Source organism: Cupriavidus sp. 05T41, assembly GCF_056396525.1.
Map to the genome: position 1 here is coordinate 15,986 of NZ_JBFTLQ010000026.1, position 24,158 is coordinate 40,143.

Consider the following 24,158-nt stretch of genomic DNA (forward strand, 5'->3'; position numbering starts at 1 on the left):
GTTTGTTCTGGGGGGCCAGGCGCGCCGCATCAAGATAGCATCGCCGCGCGCGCCCACCAAGCCCGGCCGGCGTGGCTCACGCCACCGCGCTGATCCGGTACACGCAGCGACGCGCGTTGCTCAGCAGATGCTCCTCGCGGCTGACCGTGGCCCCCGTGCCGATGACTTCGCGGAAGATCTGGAGTTCGGCGCGGCAGAAGCCCTGGCACGCCTGCGCCGCCGCGCAGATGGGGCAGTGGTCTTCGATCAGCAGCCAGTCGTCGCCGTCGCGCTMGACCCTTGCCATATAGCCTTCGTGGCGGCGCAACCCCGCCAGCGTTTCCAGCCGTTGTTCGAGTTGCTCCTGGCCAGTTACCGCCAGCAGGTATTGCTCGCGGGTTTCGGCTTCGCGCCTGGCGATGAGCTGCTCCATGCCGGCTTCGCCGAACAGCGCCCGCACCGACCCGATCAGCTGGATGGTGAGCTGCGCATGGCTGTCGGGAAAGCGGCCGTGGCCGCTGGCGGTGAGGGCCCAGTCCTGACGCGGCCGGCCGGCGCCGGCGCCCTGTTGCTGGCGGCCTTCGATCAATCCGGCGGCCAGCAGCTTCTGCACCTGCTGCCTGGCGGCCTCGGCAGTGCCGCCGAGCGCCTGCGCGATCTGCGTGGTGGAGGCCGGCCCCTTGGTCTTGAGCAGGAACAGGATGCGATCACCCGGAGGCCCGTCATGGTTATCCAAGTTTTCTATTGCGTAATTCATGGTGGCGCCCTAATATCCAAAAACTTTCTTGGATATTAGGGTAGCCAGTGGGCTTTGTCGAGCCTGGCGCCCGCCCACCTGGCGCGAGCGCGCCTTTTCGCCACGACCTTTTCGCTGCAACCCTTCGCTACGAGGATCCAGTCCTATGCAAGCCACCAGTACAGCCGACCTGCCACGCCGGCTCACCATGCTCAATCCGATCGGCCTGTACGATCCCGGCGCCAATGGCTATTCCCACGTTGCGATGATTCCGCCGGGCGCCGGCCTCATTTGCGTGGCCGGGCAGGGCGGTGAACGGGCGGACGGCAGCTTGCCCGACAGTTTCGACGCGCAGGTGCGCCAGGCGCTGGACAACCTGCGCGTGGCGCTGGCGGCGGCGGGCGCGCAACTGCGCCAGGTGGCCAGGCTGACCGTGCTGGTGGTGGATCACAGCGAGGCGCGCCTGGCGGTGTTGTCCCGTGAGCTGGGCCGGGCCTGGGGCGAGGCGCCCAAGCCGGCCTGCACGCTGATCCCGGTGCCGCGGCTGGCGCTGGACGGCATGCTGTTCGAGATCGAGGCGCTGGCGGTGGCGCAGGCCCCGCATGCCGCCTAGCGTGAAGGCACCGGCCTGTTCAGGCAGCCAGCTTGGGCGGCTGCGGCTGGCGCGGCTGCGCGGACTGGCCGTCGCCGAAGTGCGGATGGCGCGCGAACAGGTCTGCCGCCCAGTTGACGAACACGCGCACCTTGGCCGACAGATGGCGGTTCTGCGGATACATGGCGGAGATGGGCAGGGAGTCCGTCGGCCAGTCGGCCAGCACTTCGACCAGCCGGCCGCTTTCCACGTAAGGCTGCGCCATCACGCGCGATATGCGCGCCAGGCCGTGGCCTTCGAGCGCGCAGGCCAGGTAGACGTCGGCATCGTTGGTGGAAATGGCCGATGGCAGCAGCATTTCGGTGCGCTTGTCGCCTTGCCCCATCGGCCACGGCATCTCCCGGCCGGTGCGGTTGGACAGATAGTTCACCGCCTTGTGCTGCGTCAGGTCGCTGGGCTGCGCGGGGGTGCCGTTGCGCTTGAGGTAGAGCGGCGAGCCGTAGAAKCCCAGGCGCAGCTGGCCGATGCGGCGCGCCACCATGGTTTCGTCCACGGGGTCGCCCACGCGCAGCACCACGTCGACGCCTTCCTTGAGCAGGTCGATGGGCTTGCCGTTGATGGTCAGCTCCATCTTCAGTTCGGGGTAGGCGGCAAAGAACTCGTGCAGCCTGGGTATCAGCACCATCTGGGCGAGGCCCGCGGTGGTGTCCACGGCCAGCGTGCCGCGCGGTGTGTTGTTCTGGTGGGTCAGCGACTGCTCGGCCTCYTCCACGTCSGCSAGGATCCGCACGCAGCGCTCGTAATATGCGGCGCCGTCGGTGGTGACGCTGATGCGCCGGGTGGTCCGGTGCAGCAGCTTGACGCCCAGGTGCGTCTCCAGGTTCTGGATCAGCCGGGTGAGCGTGGCCTTGGGCAGGTCCAGCGATTCGGCCGCCCGCGCAAAGCTGCCCACATCCACGACGCGGGTGAATGCCTGCATTGATACGAGACGATCCATGTTCACTCCCCGGAATAAGGAATCAGGCAGGTCCGGCAGGCCGGGCGCGCACTCGCGTGAAGTGCCGCCGGGCCTGGCACAGGGCGGATTGGGCGCTGGGCGTGGCTGCGGAAGTGCGGGAGTGGATCACAAATCGCATGACCTTGTGAAGCGAAGGGTTTCCCGCACGCAACACCCCCGATTATTCCACGACAGAAACAGTGCATTGGCAAAGCCTCGCTTTATCCCACCTTTATCAACCACCATAATTCGCTGCATCGCAATAAGCAATGGAAGCGCCGTTAACGCGGCGCACATGACCGCCATGGCGCCTACCCGATCGAAAGCCGCAGCCGCGGCGCACGCAGCCGAACTGGCCGCGGGGCGCATGACCGAGCACGCCGTCGAGAGCGGCGGCCGTACGATCATGGTGCGCCTGAGCTACCCGCCCGGTTATCCGGAGGGMAAGGGCGCGGCATTGCTGCCCTGGCTGGTTTACCTGCATGCCGGCGGCTTCGTGGAATGCAGTGTGGAGAAATCCCAGCGGCTCGCCGCATCGCTGGCGGCCACGGTGCCTGCGGTGGTGGTGACGCCGGCCTATTCGCTGGCGCCCGATTTTCCGTTCCCGGCGGCGCCGGAAGATGCGTTCAACACGGTTGACTGGGTGCTGCGCCATGCGCGCCGCCTGAAGGTGGACAAGCTGCGCTTCGCCCTGGTGGGCGAGGAGGCGGGCGGCAACCTGGCGATCGCCCTGTCGCAGATGCTGCGTGACCGGGGCCTGCCCGAGCCGTGCGCGCAATGGCTGATCCGCCCGGTGACCGACCCGTGCCTGCAGCATGCTTCGTGCGCCGGCGCGCAGGGTGGCCGCAGCGTGCCGCTGGAGATGCTGCAGCGCCTGGCCGGTTACTACCGCGACTACCTGCCGACCCCGGCCGCCAGCGTGCATCCGTACGCGGCGCCCGCACTGGCCTCGCGGCTGGCGGGCCTGCCGCCCACGCTGATCCAGGTGGCGGAAGAGGACGCGCTGCGCGCCGAGGGCGAAGCCTTCGCGTCGCGCCTGCAGACGGCCGGCGTGCCGGCCGAAGCCAGAATCATGCCCGGTGCCTGTGGCGCCGGCGTGGAACAGTCCCATGACCGTTGTCAGGTMTGGGTCAACGAAGGCGCGCATTACCTGCAAGGCTACCTTGCCGGCGATGACGATGCCTCACCAAGGACTGAACGCAACCCGGGAGCCAGCCCGCCGGGCTGACCCGAGCCAGCCACGACAAGCCGGCCTGCATGCACAGGCCCTCCGGGCGCGACCCCCTGGCGCGCTCCGGCGGAGGCGTTCGTCCTGATTTTTTTGCTTTCCAGTTGAAGAGAACCCGCTACGGAATACGGAGTGAAGAAAATGAAGCAGCAATATCGACGCACCATGATTGCCCTGGCCATCGTCGCCGTGCTCGGCGCGGGCCTGGCAACATCATTGCTCAAGCCCTGGCACGCCGGCGAGGCGCAGGCCGTGCCGGCCCCGGCGCCCACCGGCGTGGACGTGGCTGGCGCGCTGGGCAAGACCATCACGGAATGGGATGAATTCTCCGGCCGCCTGGAAGCGGTGGACCGCGTGGAAATCCGTCCGCGCGTTGGCGGCACCATCGATGCCGTGCACTTCCGCGAGGGCGCGCTGGTGAAGAAGGGCGATCCGTTGTTTACCATCGACCCGCGTCCGTACGCCGCCGAAGTGGCGCGCGCCGAAGCCGCGCTGGCGGCCGCGCAGGTGCGCGCCTCCCACGCACAGACTGAACTGGCCCGCGCCCAGCGGCTGGTGCAGGACAACGCGGTATCGCGCCGCGAGTTCGACGAGCGCKACAACGGTGCGCGCGAGGCGGTAGCCAACGTGCGTGCCGCACAGGCATCGCTGGAAGTAGCCCGGCTGAACCTGAACTACACCCGCATCGTGGCTCCGGTGAGCGGCCGCGTCTCACGCGCCGAGATCACGGTGGGCAACCTCGTGGCGCCGGGTGCATCGTCGCCGGTGCTGACCACGGTGGTATCGGTGTCGCCGGTGTATGCGAGCTTCGAGGTCGACGAGCAGACCTACCTGCGCTACAYGGCGCCCGAGGCTGGCGGCGCGGCCAACACGGAAGGCGGGCAGTCGAGGCTGCCGGTGTTCCTGGGCCTGGCCGACGAAGACGGCAATCCGCACCAGGGCMRKATCCAKTCGRTCGACAACCGGCTCGAYACCCGCAGCGGCACCATCCGYGTGCGCGCGGTGTTCKACAACACGGATGGCCGCCTGCTGCCGGGCCTGTACGCCAAGGTCAAGCTCGGCGGCGGGGCACCGCATCCGGTGGTGCTGATCAATGACCGCGCGATCGGCACCGACCAGGGCAAGAAGTTCGTGCTGGTGGTGGACAAGGCCAACAAGCTGGCCTACCGCGAAGTCACGCTGGGGCCGTCGTTCGAGGGTCTGCGCGTGATCCGCCAGGGCCTGAAGGCCGACGAGACGATCGTGGTCAACGGGCTKCAGCGCGTGCGCCCGGGCGACACGGTGGCGCCCAAGGCGGTGGAGATGGCGTTCAAGCGCGAGCTGGACCAGCGTACCGGATCCGCCGACCGCAAGCAGGCCGCTGCCGAGAAGGCAACCGACAAGGCGGCTGAAGGCAAGCCGGTGACCTGAACGGCCGACATGAACCTGAGCTGTTGAGGGTTTGCCGCCCCCTGCCGCCTGCGGCAGAAGGGCCGGGGTAAAGGGCGGGCGCCAGCGATGCGCGCCGGCCTCGACGAAACACCGTCCCCCAAGAGAACCGAGCCATTTTTTTGCTTCCCCACGCTCCATATGGTGCCCGCGATCCGGGCCGCCAGGGGGAGCGCTTTCGCCGAGACTGAGATGAATCTCTCGAAATTCTTTATCGACCGGCCTATCTTTGCCGGCGTGTTATCGGTGCTGATCTTCCTGATCGGCGCCATCTCGATGTTCAAGCTGCCGATCTCCGAGTATCCGGAGGTGGTGCCGCCGTCCGTGGTGGTGCGCGCGCAGTTCCCGGGCGCCAACCCCAAGGTGATCKCCGAGACCGTGGCCACGCCGCTGGAAGAGCAGATCAACGGCGTCGAGGACATGCTGTACATGTCGTCGCAGGCCAACAGCGACGGCACGCTCACGCTGACCGTGACCTTCAAGCTGGGCACCGACCCGGACAAGGCGCAGCAGCTGGTGCAGAACCGCGTCTCGCAAGCCGAGCCGCGCCTGCCGGAGGACGTGCGCCGCCTGGGCATCACCACCGTGAAGAGCTCGCCCGACCTGACCATGGTGGTCCACCTGGTCTCGCCGAACGACCGCTATGACATGACCTACCTGCGCAACTATGCGCTGATCAACGTCAAGGACCGCCTGGCGCGCATCCAGGGCGTGGGCCAGGTGCAGATGTTCGGCTCGGGTGACTACTCGATGCGCGTGTGGCTGAACCCGGAGAAGATGGCCGAGCGCCAGCTGGCCGCGTCCGACGTGGTCAAGGCGATCCGCGAGCAGAACGTGCAGGTGGCGGCCGGCGTGATCGGCCAGTCGCCGTCGTTGCCTGGCACCGACCTGCAACTGTCGGTCAACGCCCAGGGCCGCCTGACCAGCGTGGAGGAGTTCGGCGACGTGGTGGTGCGCACCTCGGCCGAYGGYGCGGTGACSTACCTSAAGGACATYGCCCGSATCGARCTCGGCGCRTCGGARTACGCGCTGCGCTCGCTGCTSGACAACARGYCCGCSGTGGCGCTGCCGATCTTCCAGGCRCCGGGCTCCAACGCCATCCAGATCTCGGATGACGTGCGCAAGACCATGGAGGAACTCAAGCAGAACTTCCCGGACGGCGTGGACTACAGCATCGTCTATGACCMGACGCAGTTCGTGCRCCACAGTATCGAGGCCGTCACGCACACGCTGTTCGAGGCCATCGCGCTGGTGGTGCTGGTGGTGATCCTGTTCCTGCAGACCTGGCGCGCTTCGGTGATTCCGCTGCTGGCGGTGCCGGTGTCGATCGTCGGTACCTTCGGCCTGATGCATGCGTTCGGCTTCTCGATMAACGCGCTGTCGCTGTTCGGGCTGGTGCTGGCCATCGGCATCGTGGTCGACGATGCGATCGTGGTGGTGGAGAACGTCGAGCGGAACATTGCCGAGGGGCTGTCGCCGAAGGAGGCGACCTACAAGGCCATGCGCGAAGTCAGCGGCCCGATCATCGCCATCGCGCTGACGCTGATCGCAGTGTTCGTGCCGCTGGCCTTCATGAGCGGCCTGACCGGACAGTTCTACAAGCAGTTCGCGCTGACCATCTCGATCTCGACCATCATCTCGGCCTTCAACTCGCTGACGCTGTCGCCGGCGCTGTCCGCGCTGCTGCTGCGCGGCCACGATGCGCCCAAGGACTGGCTGTCGCGCGGCATGGACCGAGTGCTGGGCGGCTTCTTCGCCCGCTTCAACCGCTTCTTCGGTGCCAGCGCTGACCGTTATGGCCGCGGCGTGAAGGGCGTGATCTCGCGCAAGAGCGCGGTGTTCGGCGTCTATGCGGTCATGCTGGCGCTGACCTGGGGCGTGTTCCAGCTGGTGCCGAAGGGCTTCGTGCCGGCCCAGGACAAGCAGTACCTGGTGAGCTTCGCCAAGCTGCCCGACGGCGCCACGCTGGACCGCACCGAGGACGTGATMCGTCGCATGTCGGAGATCGCGCTCAAGCATCCGGGCGTGGAATCGGCGGTGGCCTTCCCGGGCCTGTCGATCAACGGCTTCACCAACAGCCCGAGCGCCGGCATCGTGTTCGCCACGCTCAAGCCGTTCGAGGAGCGCAAGGGCAAGGACATGTCGGGGGCGGCCATCGCGCAGCAGCTCAACGCCAAGTACGCGTCGATCCAGGATGCCTTCATCGCCGTGTTCCCGCCGCCGCCCGTGCAGGGCCTGGGCACCATCGGCGGCTTCAAGCTGATGATCGAGGACCGTGCCGCGCTCGGCTACGACGCGCTGTTCGACGCCACCAGCGCCTTCACCAACAAGGCGCGCAAGACGCCCGAACTGGCCGGCATCTTCAGCAACTACCAGGTCAACGTGCCGCAGCTCGACGTCAAGCTCGACCGCGTCAAGGCCAAGCAGCTCGGCGTGCCGGTCACCGATGTGTTCGACACCCTGCAGACCTACCTCGGCTCGGCCTACGTGAACGACTTCAACAAGTTCGGTCGCACCTACCAGGTCAAGGTTCAGGCTGACGCGCAGTTCCGTCAGCATGCCGAGGACATCCTGCAGCTCAAKACGCGCAACGCCGCCGGCGACATGGTGCCGCTGTCGTCGCTGCTGACCGTCAAGCAAGGCTTCGGCCCGGACAGCGTGGTGCGCTACAACGGCTTTACCGCKGCCGACATGAACGGCGGCCCGGCGCCAGGCTTCTCCTCGGGCCAGGCGCAGGCCGCGGCCGAGCGCATCGCGGCCGAGACGCTGCCCAAGGGCATCAAGTTCGAATGGACCGACCTGACCTACCAGGACATCCTGGCCGGCAACGCGGGCGTCTGGATCTTCCCGCTGTGCGTGCTGCTGGTGTTCCTGGTGCTGGCCGCCCAGTACGAAAGCCTGACGCTGCCGCTGGCCGTGATCCTGATCGTGCCGATGAGCCTGCTCGCCGCCATGACAGGCGTGTGGCTGACCAAGGGTGACAACAACATCTTTACGCAGATCGGCTTCATCGTGCTGGTGGGGCTGTCGGCGAAGAACGCGATCCTGATCGTGGAGTTCGCCCGGGAACTGGAGCATGAAGGCCGCACCATCGTGGCTGCCGCCATCGAGGCCAGCCGCCTGCGCCTGCGCCCGATCCTGATGACCTCGTTCGCCTTCATCATGGGCGTGGTGCCGCTGGTGGTCTCSACCGGSGCCGGCGCGGAGATGCGTCATGCGATGGGCGTGGCGGTGTTCGCCGGCATGCTGGGCGTGACCTTCTTCGGGCTGTTCCTCACCCCCGTGTTCTATGTGGCGCTGCGCCTGCTGGCCACGCGTGGCGAGCGCCGCCGCGCGGCCAGCGCCCCGTCGGCGAGCCACCAGGCGATCGCCTCCGCTGAATAAGGATGACCGACATGAACGTATCCATGACATCGACGATGGCATCCGGCGCCTTGCCGCGCCTGGCCACGCTGGCCGTGGCGCTGATCCTGGCGGGCTGCTCGCTGGCGCCGACCTACCAGGTGCCCGAGAGCGCGACCGCGGCCACGCCGGCCTACAAGGAAGCCGCGGCCGCGCAGGCCGAAGGCAGCCAGTGGAAGGTGGCCACGCCCTCGGAGGGGGCGCCGCGCGGCGAATGGTGGAAGATCTTCGGTGACGCCGACCTCGACCGCCTGATGGCGCAGGCCACCGAGTCCAACCAGAACCTGGCCATCGCCGCGGCGCGGCTCAAGCAGGCGCGCGCCTTCACCGGCGTGGCGGAGGCCGACCAGTCCCCGCAGCTCAGCGTGGGGCTGGACCCGACCCGCACGCAGTATTCGGCGGCCTCGCAGGGGCTGCCCGACGGCACCAAGGTGCCGGCGCAGACCGTGTACAAGGCACGCGCCTTCGCCAGCTACGAGCTGGACCTGTTCGGCCGGGTGGCCGACAACGTCAAGGCGGCGCGCGCCGAGGGCGCGGCGGCCGAGGACCTGTACCGCTCGGTGCAGCTGGCGCTGCAGGCCGACGTGGCGCAGGCCTACTTCGCGCTGCGCACGCTGGACAGCGAGCGCGACCTGCTCAACGCCACCATCGCGTTGCGCGAGGATGCGCTCAAGCTGCTCAAGCGCCGCTTCGACGAAGGCGAGACCACCGACCTGGACCCGGCGCGGGCCGAGGCGGAGCTGGGCACGGCGCGCGCCGACCTGGCCGCCATCGAACGGCGCCGGGCCAACCAGGAGCACGCGCTGGCGGTGCTGACCGGGGCGCCGCCGGCGGCCTTCACGCTGGGCGCGCATCCGCTCGACGCAGCGCTGATCGCGGTGCCGGCGGGGCTGCCGTCCGAGCTGCTGGAGCGCCGCCCCGACATCGCGCAGGCCGAACGCCAGATGKCGGCGGCCAATGCGCGCATCGGCGTGGCCAAGGCGGCGTTCTACCCGAAGATCACGCTCACGGGGCTGTTCGGCTTCGAGTCCAACGACCTGTCGAACCTGTTCAAGTGGTCGTCGACGGCGTGGATGCTGGGGCCGCTGATCGGCAGCAYGATCGCCGCGCCGATCATCGACGGCGGGCGCAACAAGGCCAACCTGGCGGCGGCGCGGGCGCAGCACGAGGAGGCGGTGGCGAGCTACCGGCAAAGCGTGCTGACGGCGCTGCGCGAGGTGGAGGACAGCCTGGCGGACGTGCGCTGGCTGAGCCAGCAGGCCGGTGCGCTGKACGGCGCGCTGGGCKGGGCGCGGCGCGCGGCGAAGATCTCGCGCAGCCGCTACGAGGCCGGCGCGGTGGACTACCTGACGGTGATCGACGCGGACCGCACGGTGCTGCAGTCGCAGCGCGAGGCCAACCAGGTGGCCGGCCTGCGGGCTTCGGCCACGGTGGCGCTGGTGCGCAGCCTGGGCGGCGGCTGGGGGCCGCTGCCCGATGCGGCACCGGGCACGGCGCAGCCTCCGCTCGCAGCGAACCGCTGAAGCCCCCGGGCAGCAGCAGGCCGCATACGGCATACCGTGTGCGGCACATCGACGCGGCAACCGCTCCAGGCGGTTGCCGCGTTTTGCATTGGGCCGGCCCGCCGGGACAGGGCGCAAAAMCTGCCTACACTGGAAGCAACGCGGCCGCCCGCCGGGGGCAGGCCGCTTTTTCACTGCGTGGATCATGGGAACGCGTCGACTCCGAAGGCTGCGAGCCTTGCTTATCGTGCTGCTGGTCCTGGCCTGCGTGGCCGGCATCCTGCTGGTGCCGTTGCCGGTGCCGCTGCGCGACGTCACGCGCATCGTCAACACGGCCACCATCGCGCGTCCGGCCACGGTGGTGTTCGACTACGTCTCGACACCCGCCAACTGGCCGAACTGGCATCCCTCATCGCTAGCGGTGGCCGGCGCGGCAGATCATCCGCTGCTGCCTGGCGAGCATGTGACCGAAACCTTTCTCGTTGCCGGGCGGCGGGGAGAGGTCGTGTGGACGGTGGTGGAGCGCCAGCCACCCGCCGCGTGGATGATCGAGGGCAGCATCGACGGGCGTKAGGCGGGTACGGTGCGCTACACGCTCGCGCCGGTGCCGGAAGGCACGCGCTTCCAGCGCGAATTCAGCTATGCCGCGCCCAACCTGCTGTTCATGTTGACCAACCGGCTGCTGCTGCGCGCGCGCATCGAGGCGGAATCCGCGACGGCGGTGGCGCGCCTGCGCGCGGTGCTGGAGGCCGGCAAGCCAGGCGCGGCGGACTGAGCCGCGTTCCCGGCACCAGGCGAGACTGCCGCCCGGCGGTATACTGGGAGGGCAATCCAACCGGAGTCGATGGTGTCGGTACAAAACCCCGCGTCCGCAGCAGGACGCAACACAGAAACGGCGAGCGCGCCGGAGCCGGCAGCGGCGGCCTTGCCGCCCCGGCCGGTGGCCCCGGTCACGCCGGACATCAATGAATGCTGCGGCAATGGCTGCGATCCCTGCATCTTCGACCTGCATGCCGAGGCGATGGATCGCTACCGCGCCGAGCTGAAAGCATGGCAGGCCCTGGCCGGCGAGACGGCGGACGCGGGCGCCGGCGGTCCCAGCTTCTGAAGTCCCGCGTCGCTTCACCGTATCGTCACAGGAGGCCTCCGTGCTCGCTACCGACCAGCCCGTCCTGGCCGATCTCCATGATTTCGTGCAAGGCCATCCGCGCCTGCTGGTGCTGACCGGGGCCGGCATCAGCACCGATTCCGGCATCCCCGGCTACCGCGATGCGCAGGGCAACTGGCAGCGCACGCCGCCGGTGCAGGCGCAGGATTTTTTCCGCTCGCACGCCGTACGCCAGCGCTACTGGGCGCGCAGCATGCTGGGCTGGCCTGTGCTGGCCAATGCACAGCCCAACGCCGCGCACTTCGCGCTGGCGCGGCTGCAGGCGGCGGGTTACCTGCGCCAGCTTGTCACGCAGAACGTGGACGGCCTGCACCAGCGTGCCGGCAGCCACGGCGTGATCGAGCTGCACGGCCATGTGGGCACGGTGATCTGCCTGCAATGCGGCACACGCCGCGCGCGCGCCGCCTTGCAAACGCAGCTCGAAGCGGATAACCCGGCGCTGGCCGGCTTGCGCGCCCTGCCGGCATCGGACGGCGACGCTCACCTCGAGCTGGCCAGCTTCGAAGCCGTGCGCATTCCCGCCTGCGGGCACTGCGGCGGCGTGCTCAAGCCCGATGTGGTGTTCTTCGGCGAATCCGTGCCGCGCGAGCGCGTGGATGCCGCCATGCAAGCGCTGGGGCAGGCCGATGCCTTGCTGGTGATCGGMTCCTCGCTGACGGTGTTCTCGGGCTACCGCTTCTGCCTGGCGGCGCAGAAGCTGGGCAAGCCCGTGGCTGCCATCAACCTTGGCCAGACGCGGGCCGACGCGCTGCTGGCGTTGAAGGCGGATGTCGCCTGCGCCGACGCGCTGACGGACCTGACCGGGCGGCTCGGGCTGCCCTGAGGCGCCGGGCGCCGGGCACCGGGCACGCGTCAGGCCGGCGGCAGCGCCTTGCGCACGATCAGCCGGTGCACCCGCTTGCCCGAGGACTGGCTCACTTCTTCCCGGTCGAACAGCAGGGTATCGCCACTGCCCAGCGCTTCGGTCACCAGCGCCTTGTCGAAGGCGGCGAAGAAGCGGCCAGCCTGGTCGCGCTGCGAGACATGGTCGGTGACGCGCCAGCTCAGGTAGAGCGTGCCGCCAGGGCGCAGGATATCGAGCAGGTGCCGCGTGGCGCTGGCGACCATGCGCGGCTCCAGGTGCATGATCACGGTCTCGCACAGCACGTTCTGGTAGTAGCCGCGCGGCACGCCCTCGAGTTCGGGCAGGGCGGCCTGCTCGAAGGGCAAGGTGGGATAGCGCTGGCGTGCCTGGGCCAGCAAGGGCTCGCACGGATCGAAGCCGCTKGGCTCGAAGCCGTTGGCGGCCAGCCAGGCCGTATCGCGGCCCGCGCCGCAGCCGATGTCGGCGCTCGGCCCGGGTGTGAACTCGCGCAGGAGCGCGGCGTAGAGATCGGCGGGCGCTTGCTGCGCGTGCCAGTCCCTGGCGTAGTCTGCGGCGGCGGCGCTGTAGGCCTGGAGGGTGCCGGTATCGATGTTCACGATRTGCTCCTGTTGGCCGCGGCGACCTGGTCGCTCATGTCCTGCGCTCGCCTGCCGCATGTCGAGTCCAGGTTTCCGGATGCATATTACTCCCGGGTCCGCACGCGCTGCACATCCGGTTCGGCGCGCCGCCCACCCGTCGCGCGGCCGCTGCCTTTCAACACGCATGTCACGCCGGATGTCACGCCACATATCACGCCACATGGCACGCGCGGGGKCCGCTGTCCGGCCTGGCCATTACGGCGAAGGCGGGAGCGTGATCTCGATTTCCAGGCCCGGTTGCGCATTGCGTACCTGCCAGCGCGCGCCATGTGCCTGCGCCACGAGCTTGCACAGGTAAAGGCCCAGGCCGATGCCGCCGGTGGCGCGTTCGCGGGCGGCGTCCGGGCGATAGAAGGGCTCGGCCAGGTGGGATAGCTGATCGTCGGGCACGCCCGGGCCATGGTCGCGCACGCGCAGGGCGATGCTGCCGCCCGCATCCCTGGCGAGGTGCAGTTCGGGCGGCCGGGGCGCGGCGGCGCTGTGGCGCAGCGCATTGTCGAGCAGGTTGCGCAGCAGCAGGCGCATGCGGGTACGGTCCAGCGCCAGCGTGGCGGGCAGCCCGGCATCGATGGACAGCGCGATCTGCCCGGCGGCGGGCCGGTCACCGMGCATGGCTTGTGTCACTTCGAGCGCCACCTCGCGGGCCAGCGCGGCCAGGTCGGTGGGCTCCAGCAGCAGGGCGCCGTGGCCCTGGCCAAGCCGCTCGCTTTCCAGCAGGTCGGTGACAAGGTCGCGCATGCCGGCCAGGTCGCGCAGCAGCGCTTCGCGCTGGGCCCGGACCTCGGGTGTGTCGGGCAACAGCTCGGTGTTGAGCCGCGCGCGCGTGAGCKGGCTGCGCAGTTCGTGGCTGATGGCCAGCAGCAGCGCGCGCTTGGCGTCGAGCATCTGGTGGATGTCGCGCGCCATGGTATTGACGTCGTGCGCCAGCACGCCCAGCTCGTCGCGCCGGCGGATGGGAATGGGCTGGCCGAACTCGCCCGCGCCGAAGCGCCGCGCGCCGGCGCGGATATCGTCGAGCGGGCGCAGCAGGTGGCGCACGTACAGATAGGCCAGGGCAGTCAGGCCGAGCAGCACGGCCAGCGTGATCCACCCCGCGCGGTGCGGCTGGTTCTGCCAGGTGGCGGTGCTCAAGCCAAAATCGATGCGGTGGCCGTCCGCGGTCGTGCGGGAGAACAGGGGCGCATCGTCGTCCGGCCCGTGGCGCGGCCAGCGCATGGCCGCGCCGGAGCGCCAGCCGGAAGCGGGCGCGTCCTCGGATTGCCAGTTCACCCGCGGGCCGGCGATACGCACGCTCACCGGCAGGCGCGCGCTGATCGCGCGGGCGCGCTCCACGCTCGGCGGGCTGCCGATCTCGGCCGCCAGGCGGTCGACGTAGTCCGCCACCAGCGGCCGCGCGGCACTGCGCCACCCGGTGCTGAACGCCTTCTGCATGCCACCGACGAAGGTCACCGTGGTGGCAAGCGCCAGCAGCAGGAACAACAGCACCAGCCGCAGGTGCAGCCGGTGCCGCACGGCGTGGCGCGCGCGCTGGTGCCAGCGTCCGCTCATGCCGGCGCCCCCGCGTGGGCGGCAGATCCGCCTTGCGGGCGCAGGGCGAGGGAGTAGCCTGCGTTGCGCAAGGTCTTGATGCAGTCCGGCGGATCGAGCTTCTTGCGCAGGCGGCTGACCAGGATGTCCACCGCGCGCGTGTACAGCTMCGCGTCGCGMCCGCGCAGGTGGTTGAGGATGTCGTCGCGGCMGAAGACCTTGCCGGGTTCGCGGGCCAGCAGCAGCAACAGGTCGAACTCGGTGCTGGTCAGCACCACGTCCTCGCCGCCGCAGCGCACGCCGCGCGTGGCCGGGTCGATCTCGAGCCCGCCTTCGAATCGCAGCCGCGCGCCGGCGTCGGGCGAAGGCGCTGCACCGCGGCGGCGCAGTACGGTCTGCACGCGTGCCACCAGCTCGCGTGGCTCGAACGGCTTCGGCAGGTAATCGTCGGCGCCGAGCTCGAGGCCGACCACGCGGTCCATGACCTCGCCGCGCGCCGTKAGCATGACGAGCKGGATGTCGCTGTCCCGGCGGATGGTGCGGCACAAGGCAAAGCCATCCATCTCGGGCAGCATCACGTCCAGGATGGCGGCGTCGTAGCCGCCGCGCGCAAGGCGCGCGAGGCCGTCGCTGGGCCGCAGGGCCTGCTCCAGCTGAAGTTCGAAGCGGGCGAAGTAGATGGCGAGCGGCGGGCCGAGCTGCTCGTCGTCGTCAATCAGGAGGATGCGGGGCATGGCCGGCATGGGGTCTCGGTCGGGTTCCAGTTCATGCCCCGTGCTCCTCAGTGGCCGCGCCAGCCACCGCGGCGCTTCTGCAGGAACTCGCGCACCTGTTGCTGCTGGGTGGCATTGAGGCTGTCGTAGAAGTCTGCCATGGCGGCGATKACCTCGGGGCTCTTTGTGTTGATGGCGGCGGTCTTTTCGCTGACCAGCGTCTGTGCGCGGGCGCGGTCGAACCTATCGCCGGCGACCAGAGCCTGCACCTCGGCGCGCGGATCGGCGGCATTGCCCGTCAGCGCGGCGCGCTGCTCCCTGAGCTTGTCGGCCAGCACGGCAAGGCGCTGCTTCTGCTCGGCATTCAGGTCCAGCTTCTTGCTGACGCGCTCGATCATTTTCTCGCGCATCTGGGCCAMTTCCTCGGGGCTCATCCGGCCACCGGGCCCGCCATGGTGATAGCTGCCGCATGCGCTCAGGCCGCCCAGGGCGATGCCGGCGCCGAACATGCCGAACAGGGTGCGTTTGATCCAGGGTCTCATGACAGTTTCCTTTGGGAAGGGGTGGAACATGGCTGTCATGGTGCCGCCCGCGCGGCATGCGCGGGTGTCGGCGCGGTTTCGCTTTGTTTCGTTTTGTTTCAGGCACCGCGGGATACGTTGCTGCTTCTTGGGCGAAGCGGGAGATCAGCAATRCGTTGTCGTCATGCGAATGCACGCAAGCCAGGGAGCCGCCCCGGCGGCCGGGCTCAGGGAATCCCTCTACAGCGCTGGTGCGGAATTTGCATAAGAATCCGTGCTGCAATAACTGTGAAATTTCAGTGAAAGCGAAGGAATCCATTGAATGAGCAATATGCCAATGGCCGCACCCGGCGTTGCTGKCGGGTGGCCGGATTGACGCGGCCAGCGCTCGCCCGGCGCACGGACMGCGGAGGAAGCCGCGCGCCATGAATACCCGCTTTATCGAAGCCTTCATGTGGGTGGCCAGGCTCGGCAGCTTTCGCGCGGCGGCCGAGAAGCTGCACATCACGCAGGCCGCCATGTCCAACCGCATTGCCTCGCTGGAGCAGGAGATCGGCGCGCGCGTGTTCGAGCGCGAGGCGCGCGACCTGCGGCTCACCCCGGTCGGCCTGCGGCTGCTGGGCTACGGTGAGCGGCTGCTGGAGTTGCAGCGGGAGATCATGGTGCTGGGGCGCTCGGGCGATGCGCCGCTGGGGCTGGTACGCATCGGCGCCATCGAAAGCGTGGTGCACACCTGGCTGGTCGATTTCCTGCGCCACTTGCAGACGCACTATCCGGGCATCGAGGTGCAGCTCACCTCGGAAACCACGCAAGGCCTGCACAACACCTTGCGCGCGGGCGGCATCGATATCGCCTTGCAGACCGATCCGGCGGTGGGCGAGGGCATCACCAGCACGCCATGCCTGCCGATGGCGATCGGCTGGGTGGGCCCGCCCGGCCCCGCACTGCCGGACGAAGGCAGGCTGAGCGCGCTGCTGCAGCACCCGACCATCACCATGAGCCCCGGCTCGCAGCCGCACGTGGCGCTCAAGGAGTTGTACCGCAAGGCCGGGCTGCCGGTGGGCAAGGTGCATTGCGTCAGCTCCATCGCGGCCATCGTGCGGCTGGTCAAGGGCGGTTTCGGCAATGCGCTGATGCCGCTGGCGCCGGTGCGCGAGGAAGTGGAGCGCGGCGAACTGCGCGTGATCCCCTGCGATGTGCCGTTGCCGCACCAGCGGCTGGTGGTCAGCCATCTCGACCACGCGGCGTCGGAGGCAATCCGCCTGGTGGCGGAGCTGGCCTGCCGCGAATCGGACCGCTACGTGCTCTCGCTGCCTGCACCATTTTCGCCGGCATGAGGCCGCGGCGCGCGCCGTGCTGGTGCGCGTGCGTGGCGGGGTCGAACAGAAAAACTGATCGGAAATGCGAAGAAAAACCCGTTTGTCGCGCGGGCCGCTGGCGCCGATCATCMTCTCACCGCCCGCAAGCAGCGCGGGCAGACGGAGAGTGGAATGAGCGAGATCAGCGAGATCAGCGAGATGAGCGAGATGCACCAGATGCACGAGATGAGCGACAAGTCTGCGAGCCAGGGCCCGACGGGCATGGCGCCGCAGGGCATGCTGTTTGTCGCCGCCAACGTGGATGCGGCCGACGAGGCCGATTTCAACCAGTGGTATGACCGCGAGCACGTCGAGGAGCGTGCCCGCATCGAGGGATTCATCTCTGCCGCGCGCTACGAGGCCGTCCAGGGTGGCCCGAAATATCTCGGCCTGTACCGCACCGAGTCGCTGGCGGCCTTCACGTCCGAAGCGTACAAGGCGGCATTCAGGCGCCAGACGCCGTGGTCGGTCGCCAACCTCGGGCGCATGCGCCAGCCCATGCGCCGCGTAAGCGAGGTCACCGCCGCGGTGGGGCAGGGCAGCGGCAGCTGGCTCGCCGTGCTGCCGCTGGCGCATCCCGAAGACCCGCTGGCGCTGGTCGACCAGGCGGCCGAGGTGGGCGGCGAGCTCTCTGCGCGGCCCGGCTTCGTACAGTCCTACCTGCTGATGCCCGACGCCGCGCTGAGCCAGCCCTTGCCGCGCGAGAGCGTGGAAGACCGGCAACTGCTCCCCATTCTCGTGATCGAGAGCAGCAGCGAAGCCGCCGGCGCGGCCGCCCTGCACGACGCGGCGCAGCAGCTGGGCGTGCCCGCCGCCAATGCCGCGCGCTACGTGCTCAGGTGGAAGCTCTTCGCGCAGGAGGTGGCATGATGCAGAGCGCCGACACCATCCCCGTCACGCAAGCGCCGGCCGCGGCCCAGGCCACCGCCGGCAAGCCCGGCATGGGCCGCCTGGCCGCGGCCAGCACGATCGGAACCACCCTGGAATGGTATGACTTCACCGTCTACAACCTGATGGCCGCGCTGGTCTTCAACGCAATCTTCTTTCCGTCGTTCGATCCGCTCACTGGCACCATCCTGGCCTTCTCCACGTATGCCGTGGGCTATGTCTCGCGCCCGCTCGGMGGCGTGCTGTTCGGCCACCTGGGCGACAAGCTCGGGCGCCGCTTCGTGCTGGTTGCCACGCTGATCTTGATGGGCGTGGCCACGGGCCTGATGGGCGTGCTGCCGACCTACCAGTCGCTGGGCATCTGGAGCCCGCTGCTGCTGGTGGCCCTGCGCTTCGTGCAGGGCGCGGCCATCGGCGGCGAATGGGCCGGCGCGGTGCTGCTGTCGATGGAGCACGGCGCGCAGCACCAGCGCGGGCGCAATGCCTCGTTCACGCAGGTCGGGCCGTCGTGCGGCACGTTGCTGGGCACCGGCTTCATCGCGCTGGTTTCGCTCTGGCTGAGCCCGGAAGACTTCCAGGCGTGGGGCTGGCGCATTCCCTTCCTGTCCAGCGTGCTGCTGGTCGTGTTCGGGCTGTGGCTGCGCCGCGGCGTGGAAGAAACGCCGCTGTTCAAGGAGATGGAAGCGCGCAAGAGCACCGCGAAGACGCCGATCAAGGAGGTATTCGTCGACCACTGGCGGCGCCTGTTGGTGGCCGGCGGCGCGCGCATCGGCTCCGACGTGCTCTATGCGCTGGTGGTGGTGTTCACGCTGACCTACGTGACCAGCGTGCTGCACCTGTCGCGCCCGCTGGCGCTGACCGCCACCATGATCGGCGCGGCCTGCAATGCGATCGCGGTGCCGCTGTTCGGCAGCCTGTCCGACCGGCTTGGCCGGCGCCCGGTGTATATCGCCGGGGCCTTGCTGGCGGCGGTGTGGGCCTTTGTGTTCTTCCGGCTGATGGACAGCGCGCAGCCCTTGCAGATCTGCGCGGCGGTGGTGGTCGGCCTGGTCATCCACGCCATGATGTACGGCCCGCAGGCGGCCTTTGTGACGGAGCAGTTTCCCACGCGGGTGCGCTACGCCGGGTCGTCGCTGGCCTACACGCTGGCGGGCATCCTCGGTGGCGGCTTTGCGCCGCTGATCATCGCCAGCCTGTACAAGTCGTATGGCTCGACGATCGCGATCTCGCTCTATGTCTGCCTTGCGCTGGCCGTCACGCTGGCAGCCCTGCTGGTGGCACGCGAGACGGCGCGCAAGCCGCTGGAGGGCTAGCCTAGCTGCCCATGGCGAAGACCGGCTCGCGGCGGCCCTGCAGCAGCGCCTGGCGGAACGACAGCACATGTGCMGCCACCGCGCTGGCCGCCGCCGCGCCGTCGCCGTCGCGCAGCGCTTGCAGGATGGCGCGATGCTCTTCGCCGACCTCGCCCAGGTGCCCCTCGGAGGACAGKGAGATGGCCCAGAAGCGTTGCGAACGCGCGTGCAGCACTTTCAGGATCTCGATCAGGATGGGGTTGCCAGAGCGGTGCGCCACTTCCTCATGGAACAGGCGGTCCAGGTTGGTGACCAGCGGCAGGTMGCGCCGCGCCACGGCTTCGTCGAGCTCGCGCAAGATGCCCTCCAGCACGAGCAATCCGTCAGCGGTGATGCGCTCGGCGGCCAGCCGCGCGCACAGGGTTTCGTTGGCCATGCGAACGTCGATCAGGTGCAGCGCGTCGTCGATGGAAAGCGGCGCCACCACCACGCCCTTGCGTGGCAGGATCTGCACCAGGCCTTCGTTGGCCAGCCGGTGCAGCGCCTGGTTGATGGGGGTGCGGCCGATATCCAGATCTTCCACCAGTGTGGAAATATTGAGATGCTCGCCGGGGCGGTAGACCAGCGTGGTCAGCCGTTCGCGCAGGCCGCTGTAGGCCCGTTCGTTCTCTGACAAGGTCTCGGTCCGGGCGCGCGGCGAGCGCGACGCGCCGGCGCTGCGGCGATCCACTGATGGCAAAACGCTTCCCCCTGCTGTATTTCGGTGTTTGGCAAGGGCGTAATCGTACTACCAATCGGCKGCGGCCCCGGCGCGGGCCTAGCGCCCGCGCAGCGGGTCCAGCAATCCCGTGAGGCCGTTGTGGTCCAGTTCGTGCATCAGCGCGAGCAACTGGCCGATCTCGCCGGTGGGGAAGCCYTCGCGCGCGAACCAGTTCAGGTAGTTGCCSGGCAGGTCCGCGATCACGCGGCCCTTGTACTTGCCATAGGGCATGGTGCGGGTAAGCAGGAGCGGCAGGAGTTCGGGGTTCATGGGACKGGCATCGGAAGACGGCGGCAGGGCGATGGTAACAGCGCGCGCAGGCCAGGATGCCGATGGCCGGATTGCCGCGGGCGGGCGTGCCGGGGTACGATCCCCACCTTAAGTCCGGCAGGCGGCACTCGACKAGCAGGATCCGGCGAGCCGKATTCGACAAGCCKGATTCGACAAGCCGGATCAGAAATGGACAGTCAACGATGGCAAAGCATGCTGCGGGCGCCGGGCTGAAGGGCATCGCCCTGTTCGAAGCCGCCAAGGGGGCGCTGGTGATCCTGGCCGGGCTGGGGCTGGTTGCGCTCCTGCACCGGGACGCGCAGGCGCTGGCCGAGGCCATCGTGGCGCGCCTGCACCTGAATCCGGGCAGCCGCTATCCGACCATCTTCCTGTCGCTGATGGACCATCCCAGCGATGCGCGCCTGTGKGCGATCGGCGGTTCGGCCGCGATGTATGCCGCCATGCGTTTCACCGAGGCCTTCGGCCTGTGGCACCAGCGCGTATGGGCAAGCTGGCTTGGGGTGTGGTCCGGCGGGATCTATATCCCGGTGGAGATGTACGAGGCGATCGCCCATCCGTCGCCGATCCATATCGGCCTGGCCATTGCCAACGCGCTGATCGTGGCCTACCTGGCCGTTGGCATCAGGCGCGAGCCGGCGGGCGCGCGCTAGCGGCGCCTGGCGAGCCAAGCCGCGCCTGCCAGCGCCATGGCCAGCCAATGCTCCATGGCGCCGCCGCCGCCACCGCCGTCGGCGGGCCGGGCGGATCCGCCTGCCGGCGTGCCGGTTTCGCCGCTCTCCCCCGCGGGCTCCACGCCGCCCGGCAAGGTGGCGTCGCCACGCATCGCCAGGTCGACCAGCACCGGATCGTGATCGGACGAGCGATAGGCATCGGCCGCGTAGAAGGCCTGCTGCTGTGCCGTGCTCTTGCTGGCCAGCGGATAGGCCAGCGCGACGGGCTCGTCGGCATTGACATGCCAGTGATGGACGGCACGGATGCGGCTGGCCGCCGCGTCGTCGGCGAGGGCATGGTCGAGGTAGCCGGCCTCGCCGCCGAACACGAAGCTGTAGGCCGGGCCGGACGCGAAGCGCGCGATCATGTCGGCATAGCCGCGCTGTGCCAGCATCCGGATGGGGTCCTCGCGCGCATAGCTGTTGAGATCGCCGATCAGCAGCTTGCCGTGGTCGGCCACGGCGGTGGGCGCGGTGGCGAGCCAGTTGGCCAGGCGCATGGCCGCGGCGACGCGGGTGGTGTTCCAGCAGGCCTGTCCATCGTCCTGGTCCGCGTCGGCGCCGCGCGCGTCGGTGCAGCGCTTGGACTTGAAATGGTTCACCACCACCGTGAGCTGGCGGGCCTGCGCATGCAGGCGGAATGTGGCGGCCAGCGGTTGCCGGTTCCTCTCGCCGAACCAGAGCGTGGCCGGCATGCCCGCGACCTGCACCGTGCGGCTGTTGTAGAGCAGGCCGACCGCGATGGCGTCGCCGCCGAGGCTGACCCCGCCCGGATCGACGAAACGCCATTCGGGCCCCAGCATGGCCGCCAGCCGGCGGATGGCGCTGGTCTCGTCGTAGCCGTTGTTCTMGATTTCGACCAGGCCGATCACGTCGGCATCCAGGCCGCGCAGCGCGGCCAGCAGCTTGGCTTCCTGGCGCGCGAACTCCGCCGGCGTGCGGGCACCCCGGTTGGCGGGATCATCGAAGCCGCCGCCCTTGCCGTCGCCGTTGAAGTAGTTCTGCAGATTGAAGGCCGCCACGCGCAGGTCGCTGCCGGCGGCGCGCAGCGGTGCGCCGGCCCGCGGGTTGGCAGGCAGGAAACGCGGCGGCGGCGCCGCGGGCACGGGCTGCACGCGCCAGCCGCCGAAGCGCATTTCCAGCACGCCCTGCACGCCGGCCACGCTATCGCCGGCGCGCAGGGTATTGGCGGCGCTCAGGCCGGGCGCGGGGTGCATCACCGTGGCCGGGTTCTGCCGGCTCGAGCCGTCGTCCAGCGTCAGCCGGTTCAGGGCATTGGCGGCGGCCTGCGCCCTGGCGCCGGCGCCAGGCAAGGCTACGTTGGTGGGAATCTGCAGGCGCCMGTAGCTCAGCGCCACGCTGCCGTAACGGCCCAGTTCGTAGGTGTCGCTGACGGTCAGCGTCTGCGGCAGGCGGACCAGCATGCTTTCATGGGCGGCCAGCGCGCCCGCATGTTCCACGGGCAGCGTGACGACCGCCGGCGTCACCGCCAGGCCGCGCGCGCACACCGTGGCGGTGCCGGACAGCCTCAGCTGCATCTGGCCGGAGCGATCTTCCACGGTGCCGTTCAGGCGCACCAGGTCGCCGGCGCGCATGCCGGCGCGCGGCGCATAGACKAACATGCCCTCCGAGATGCCGGGGCGGTGCTGGCGCCGGGCATCGGCCTGCTGCACGAAAAAGCCGGCGAAGCCGTCGGCGCCCGTGTAGTCGGCCGTGACCACGGCTTCCAGCACGACCCTGYGGCCGATGGATGGCGCGCCCGCGGCGCGCAATTCCGCGATCGGCGTGGCGGCCATGCCGCACTGAGCGGCGCGCGCCGCGGCATGGGCCGGCGGGGCGGCCGGGGGCAACAGCAGGCAGAGCCATGCGAGGCAGGCAGGCGCCGGGCGGTAGACGGTGAGGGAAGGGAAGACGCAGAGGGGGCGGGAGGACCTGGATGGCTTCAGACGCATGGTATCGGCTGGGTTGGTGGGCGCCATATGAGCGGCATGCCCGGAATGCCCGCGCGGCCCGGAGCAGCGATGGCAACAGCCGCAAGCGTAGGTGGCCCGGCCTGGCCTCGCGTTGCGAGAAATCTCATAGTGGCGGCATGGCAGGCGCCTGCGCGGCTGCGGACTCTGCGAAAATGCCGTCTGTCCGCCGCCCAAGCACCCAATTTGCGAGATCCCGTGACCGTCAGTGCCGTCGTGTTCGATTTTGGTGGTGTCCTGTTCGACTGGAGCCCCGAGTACCTCTATCGCGAGCTGATTCCCGATGCGGCGCAGCGTGCCAGCTTCCTGTCCGAAGTCTGCTCGCCCGCCTGGAATATCCGCCAGGACGCCGGCCGTCCGCTGCAAGAGGCCACCGAGCAACTGGTGGCCGAGCATCCCGCGCAGGCCAGCCTGATCCGTGCGTTCTACGGCCGCTGGCCGCAGATGCTGCGCGGCGTGCTGGGCGATGGCGTGGATCTGCTGCGCCGCCTGCATGCGGCACAGGTGCCGCTGTTCGGCCTGACCAACTGGTCCAGCGAAACCTACCCGCATGCGCGGCGCATGGGCGATTTCCTGGATGTGTTCCGCGATATCCTGGTATCCGGCGAGGTCGGCGTGGCCAAGCCCGACCCGGCCATCTACCGGCTCATGCATGCGCGCATCGGCACGCACTTGCCGGGCATTGCGCCGCAGGAGATGCTGTTCATCGACGACAATGCGGCCAATGTGGCCGCCGCGGCCGCCCTGGGCTGGCAGACCGTGCATCATGTGAGCGCAGGCGAGACCGGGCGAGCCTTGCGGGCGGCGGGCCTGCGCTTCTAGCGCGGCACGGGCGTTCGCTTCCTCGTCGCTACCTGCGCGTGGTTCGCTTCTTGCAGGCAGCGATTCATCCACATGCGCCAATGGAGCCAGGAGACCGCCGACATGGCATCGACAACGGAACGCCCCAAGCATTTCTCCATGATCCGCGAAATGCAGCTCGCGGACCTGTTCACGCTGGGCAATGCGGCCTGCGGCATGGCATCGGTCTTCTTCGCCATGTTCTACGTGGCCACGCGCTCGCCCGATCATTTCTATGCGGCCGCGGCGCTTGCCCCGGCGGCCTTTGTCTTCGACGTGCTCGACGGGCGCATTGCGCGCTGGCGGCACCAGCACTCGGCCCTGGGGCGCGAGCTGGATTCGCTGGCGGACATCATTTCCTTCGGCGTCGGCCCGGCCACGCTGGCGTTCGCCGCAGGCATGCGCGGCGGCTGGGACATGGCTGCGCTGATCTACTTCGTGTGCTGCGGCGTGAGTCGCCTGGCGCGCTTCAACGTGACCGCGGAGACCTTGTCCGAKGGCGCCGACAAGGTGGCGTATTTCGAGGGCACGCCGATCCCCACCAGTGTGCTGCTGACCGGCGTGCTGGCCCTGTGCGCGTGGCAGGGGCGGCTGGGCGACGCGCTGTTCGGCGGTGTCTGGCGCCTGGGGCCGGCGGACCTGCACCCGCTGGCCTTGCTGTTCGTGCTGTCCGGCTCGCTGATGATCAGCAAGACCCTGCGCATTCCGAAGCTCTAGGCTGCGGCGCGGCCGCAGGAATTGCAGGGCCGGGCA

Annotated in this window: 23 protein-coding genes; 14 read left to right on the forward strand and 9 right to left on the reverse strand. The window is 69.2% G+C overall.

The genetic code is table 11. The annotated features are described in order from the left end of the window. Positions 1-76: 76 nt before the first annotated feature. Positions 77-736, reverse strand: coding sequence for a helix-turn-helix transcriptional regulator (locus AC1DKV_RS16765; RefSeq protein ID WP_477137639.1), 660 nt, complete (start codon positions 734-736; stop codon positions 77-79). Between the two features lie 145 nt (positions 737-881). Between AC1DKV_RS16765 and AC1DKV_RS16770 the strand changes: the two genes are divergently transcribed. Then, a complete protein-coding gene (locus tag AC1DKV_RS16770) occupies positions 882-1,328 on the forward strand; it encodes a RidA family protein (protein ID WP_441618974.1) in 447 nt (148 codons plus the stop codon). A 19-nt stretch (positions 1,329-1,347) separates the two neighbouring features. Here the strand turns inward: AC1DKV_RS16770 and AC1DKV_RS16775 are convergent, their stop codons facing one another. Then, the gene (locus tag AC1DKV_RS16775; protein WP_441618976.1) at positions 1,348-2,304 is read right to left on the reverse strand and encodes a LysR family transcriptional regulator; all 957 of its coding nucleotides are present in this window, start codon (positions 2,302-2,304) and stop codon (positions 1,348-1,350) included. A gap of 304 nt (positions 2,305-2,608) precedes the next feature. On the opposite strand from AC1DKV_RS16775, the gene AC1DKV_RS16780 reads away from it, so the two are divergent. From AC1DKV_RS16780 to AC1DKV_RS16810, 7 genes are all read left to right on the forward strand, one after another. Beyond that, entirely contained in the window at positions 2,609-3,532 is a 924-nt protein-coding gene (locus AC1DKV_RS16780) for an alpha/beta hydrolase (RefSeq protein ID WP_441618978.1), read from the forward strand. A 141-nt stretch (positions 3,533-3,673) separates the two neighbouring features. Then, a complete protein-coding gene (locus AC1DKV_RS16785) occupies positions 3,674-4,942 on the forward strand; it encodes an efflux RND transporter periplasmic adaptor subunit (protein WP_477137640.1) in 1,269 nt (422 codons plus the stop codon). Positions 4,943-5,152: 210 nt separating this feature from the next. Then, positions 5,153-8,344, forward strand: a complete 3,192-nt coding sequence (locus AC1DKV_RS16790) for an efflux RND transporter permease subunit (protein WP_477137641.1) — start codon at positions 5,153-5,155, stop codon at positions 8,342-8,344. Between the two features lie 11 nt (positions 8,345-8,355). Continuing rightward, entirely contained in the window at positions 8,356-9,885 is a 1,530-nt protein-coding gene (locus tag AC1DKV_RS16795; protein ID WP_477137642.1) for an efflux transporter outer membrane subunit, read from the forward strand. Between the two features lie 208 nt (positions 9,886-10,093). After that, positions 10,094-10,639 (forward strand): SRPBCC family protein, encoded by a 546-nt coding sequence (locus AC1DKV_RS16800; protein ID WP_477137706.1) that lies wholly within the window; start codon positions 10,094-10,096, stop codon positions 10,637-10,639. A 69-nt stretch (positions 10,640-10,708) separates the two neighbouring features. Further along, positions 10,709-10,972 carry an oxidoreductase-like domain-containing protein gene (locus AC1DKV_RS16805; RefSeq protein ID WP_441618986.1) on the forward strand — a complete coding sequence of 88 codons (264 nt, stop codon included), beginning with the start codon at positions 10,709-10,711 and terminating at the stop codon, positions 10,970-10,972. 40 nt (positions 10,973-11,012) lie between these two features. After that, a complete protein-coding gene (locus tag AC1DKV_RS16810) occupies positions 11,013-11,855 on the forward strand; it encodes an NAD-dependent protein deacetylase (protein ID WP_441618987.1) in 843 nt (280 codons plus the stop codon). Positions 11,856-11,884: 29 nt separating this feature from the next. Here the strand turns inward: AC1DKV_RS16810 and AC1DKV_RS16815 are convergent, their stop codons facing one another. From AC1DKV_RS16815 to AC1DKV_RS16830, 4 genes are all read right to left on the reverse strand, one after another. After that, positions 11,885-12,487 carry a class I SAM-dependent methyltransferase gene (locus tag AC1DKV_RS16815; RefSeq protein ID WP_441619270.1) on the reverse strand — a complete coding sequence of 201 codons (603 nt, stop codon included), beginning with the start codon at positions 12,485-12,487 and terminating at the stop codon, positions 11,885-11,887. A gap of 243 nt (positions 12,488-12,730) precedes the next feature. Then, positions 12,731-14,083 carry a HAMP domain-containing sensor histidine kinase gene (locus AC1DKV_RS16820; protein WP_477137643.1) on the reverse strand — a complete coding sequence of 451 codons (1,353 nt, stop codon included), beginning with the start codon at positions 14,081-14,083 and terminating at the stop codon, positions 12,731-12,733. Next, a complete protein-coding gene (locus tag AC1DKV_RS16825; protein ID WP_477137707.1) occupies positions 14,080-14,796 on the reverse strand; it encodes a response regulator transcription factor in 717 nt (238 codons plus the stop codon). Before AC1DKV_RS16825 ends, AC1DKV_RS16820 begins: the two co-directional genes overlap by 4 nt. A 47-nt stretch (positions 14,797-14,843) precedes the next feature. Continuing rightward, the gene (locus AC1DKV_RS16830) at positions 14,844-15,317 is read right to left on the reverse strand and encodes a Spy/CpxP family protein refolding chaperone (protein ID WP_477137644.1); all 474 of its coding nucleotides are present in this window, start codon (positions 15,315-15,317) and stop codon (positions 14,844-14,846) included. A gap of 404 nt (positions 15,318-15,721) precedes the next feature. Between AC1DKV_RS16830 and AC1DKV_RS16835 the strand changes: the two genes are divergently transcribed. From AC1DKV_RS16835 to AC1DKV_RS16845, 3 genes are all read left to right on the forward strand, one after another. Then, positions 15,722-16,633, forward strand: a complete 912-nt coding sequence (locus tag AC1DKV_RS16835; protein WP_441618995.1) for a LysR family transcriptional regulator — start codon at positions 15,722-15,724, stop codon at positions 16,631-16,633. Positions 16,634-16,786: 153 nt separating this feature from the next. After that, positions 16,787-17,524, forward strand: coding sequence for a hypothetical protein (locus AC1DKV_RS16840; RefSeq protein WP_441618996.1), 738 nt, complete (start codon positions 16,787-16,789; stop codon positions 17,522-17,524). Further along, entirely contained in the window at positions 17,521-18,855 is a 1,335-nt protein-coding gene (locus AC1DKV_RS16845) for an MFS transporter (RefSeq protein WP_441618998.1), read from the forward strand. The genes AC1DKV_RS16840 and AC1DKV_RS16845 overlap by 4 nt, the downstream gene beginning before the upstream one ends. 1 nt (position 18,856) lies before the next feature. On the opposite strand, the gene AC1DKV_RS16850 is transcribed toward AC1DKV_RS16845, so the two are convergent. After that, the gene (locus tag AC1DKV_RS16850; RefSeq protein ID WP_477137645.1) at positions 18,857-19,510 is read right to left on the reverse strand and encodes a GntR family transcriptional regulator; all 654 of its coding nucleotides are present in this window, start codon (positions 19,508-19,510) and stop codon (positions 18,857-18,859) included. A gap of 141 nt (positions 19,511-19,651) precedes the next feature. Beyond that, positions 19,652-19,864, reverse strand: a complete 213-nt coding sequence (locus AC1DKV_RS16855) for a DUF3820 family protein (protein WP_441619002.1) — start codon at positions 19,862-19,864, stop codon at positions 19,652-19,654. 203 nt (positions 19,865-20,067) lie between these two features. On the opposite strand from AC1DKV_RS16855, the gene AC1DKV_RS16860 reads away from it, so the two are divergent. Continuing rightward, positions 20,068-20,535, forward strand: coding sequence for a DUF2127 domain-containing protein (locus AC1DKV_RS16860; protein WP_477137646.1), 468 nt, complete (start codon positions 20,068-20,070; stop codon positions 20,533-20,535). Here the strand turns inward: AC1DKV_RS16860 and AC1DKV_RS16865 are convergent. Then, positions 20,532-22,391 (reverse strand): ExeM/NucH family extracellular endonuclease, encoded by a 1,860-nt coding sequence (locus tag AC1DKV_RS16865; RefSeq protein WP_477137647.1) that lies wholly within the window; start codon positions 22,389-22,391, stop codon positions 20,532-20,534. The genes AC1DKV_RS16860 and AC1DKV_RS16865 overlap by 4 nt on opposite strands. Before the next feature lie 372 nt (positions 22,392-22,763). On the opposite strand from AC1DKV_RS16865, the gene AC1DKV_RS16870 reads away from it, so the two are divergent. Then, positions 22,764-23,387: an HAD family hydrolase gene (locus tag AC1DKV_RS16870; RefSeq protein WP_441619008.1), complete on the forward strand. Its 624-nt coding sequence runs from the start codon at positions 22,764-22,766 to the stop codon at positions 23,385-23,387. Between the two features lie 102 nt (positions 23,388-23,489). Beyond that, on the forward strand, positions 23,490-24,122 hold the full coding sequence (locus AC1DKV_RS16875) for a CDP-alcohol phosphatidyltransferase family protein (RefSeq protein WP_477137648.1): 633 nt from the start codon (positions 23,490-23,492) through the stop codon (positions 24,120-24,122). Positions 24,123-24,158 lie beyond the last annotated feature (36 nt).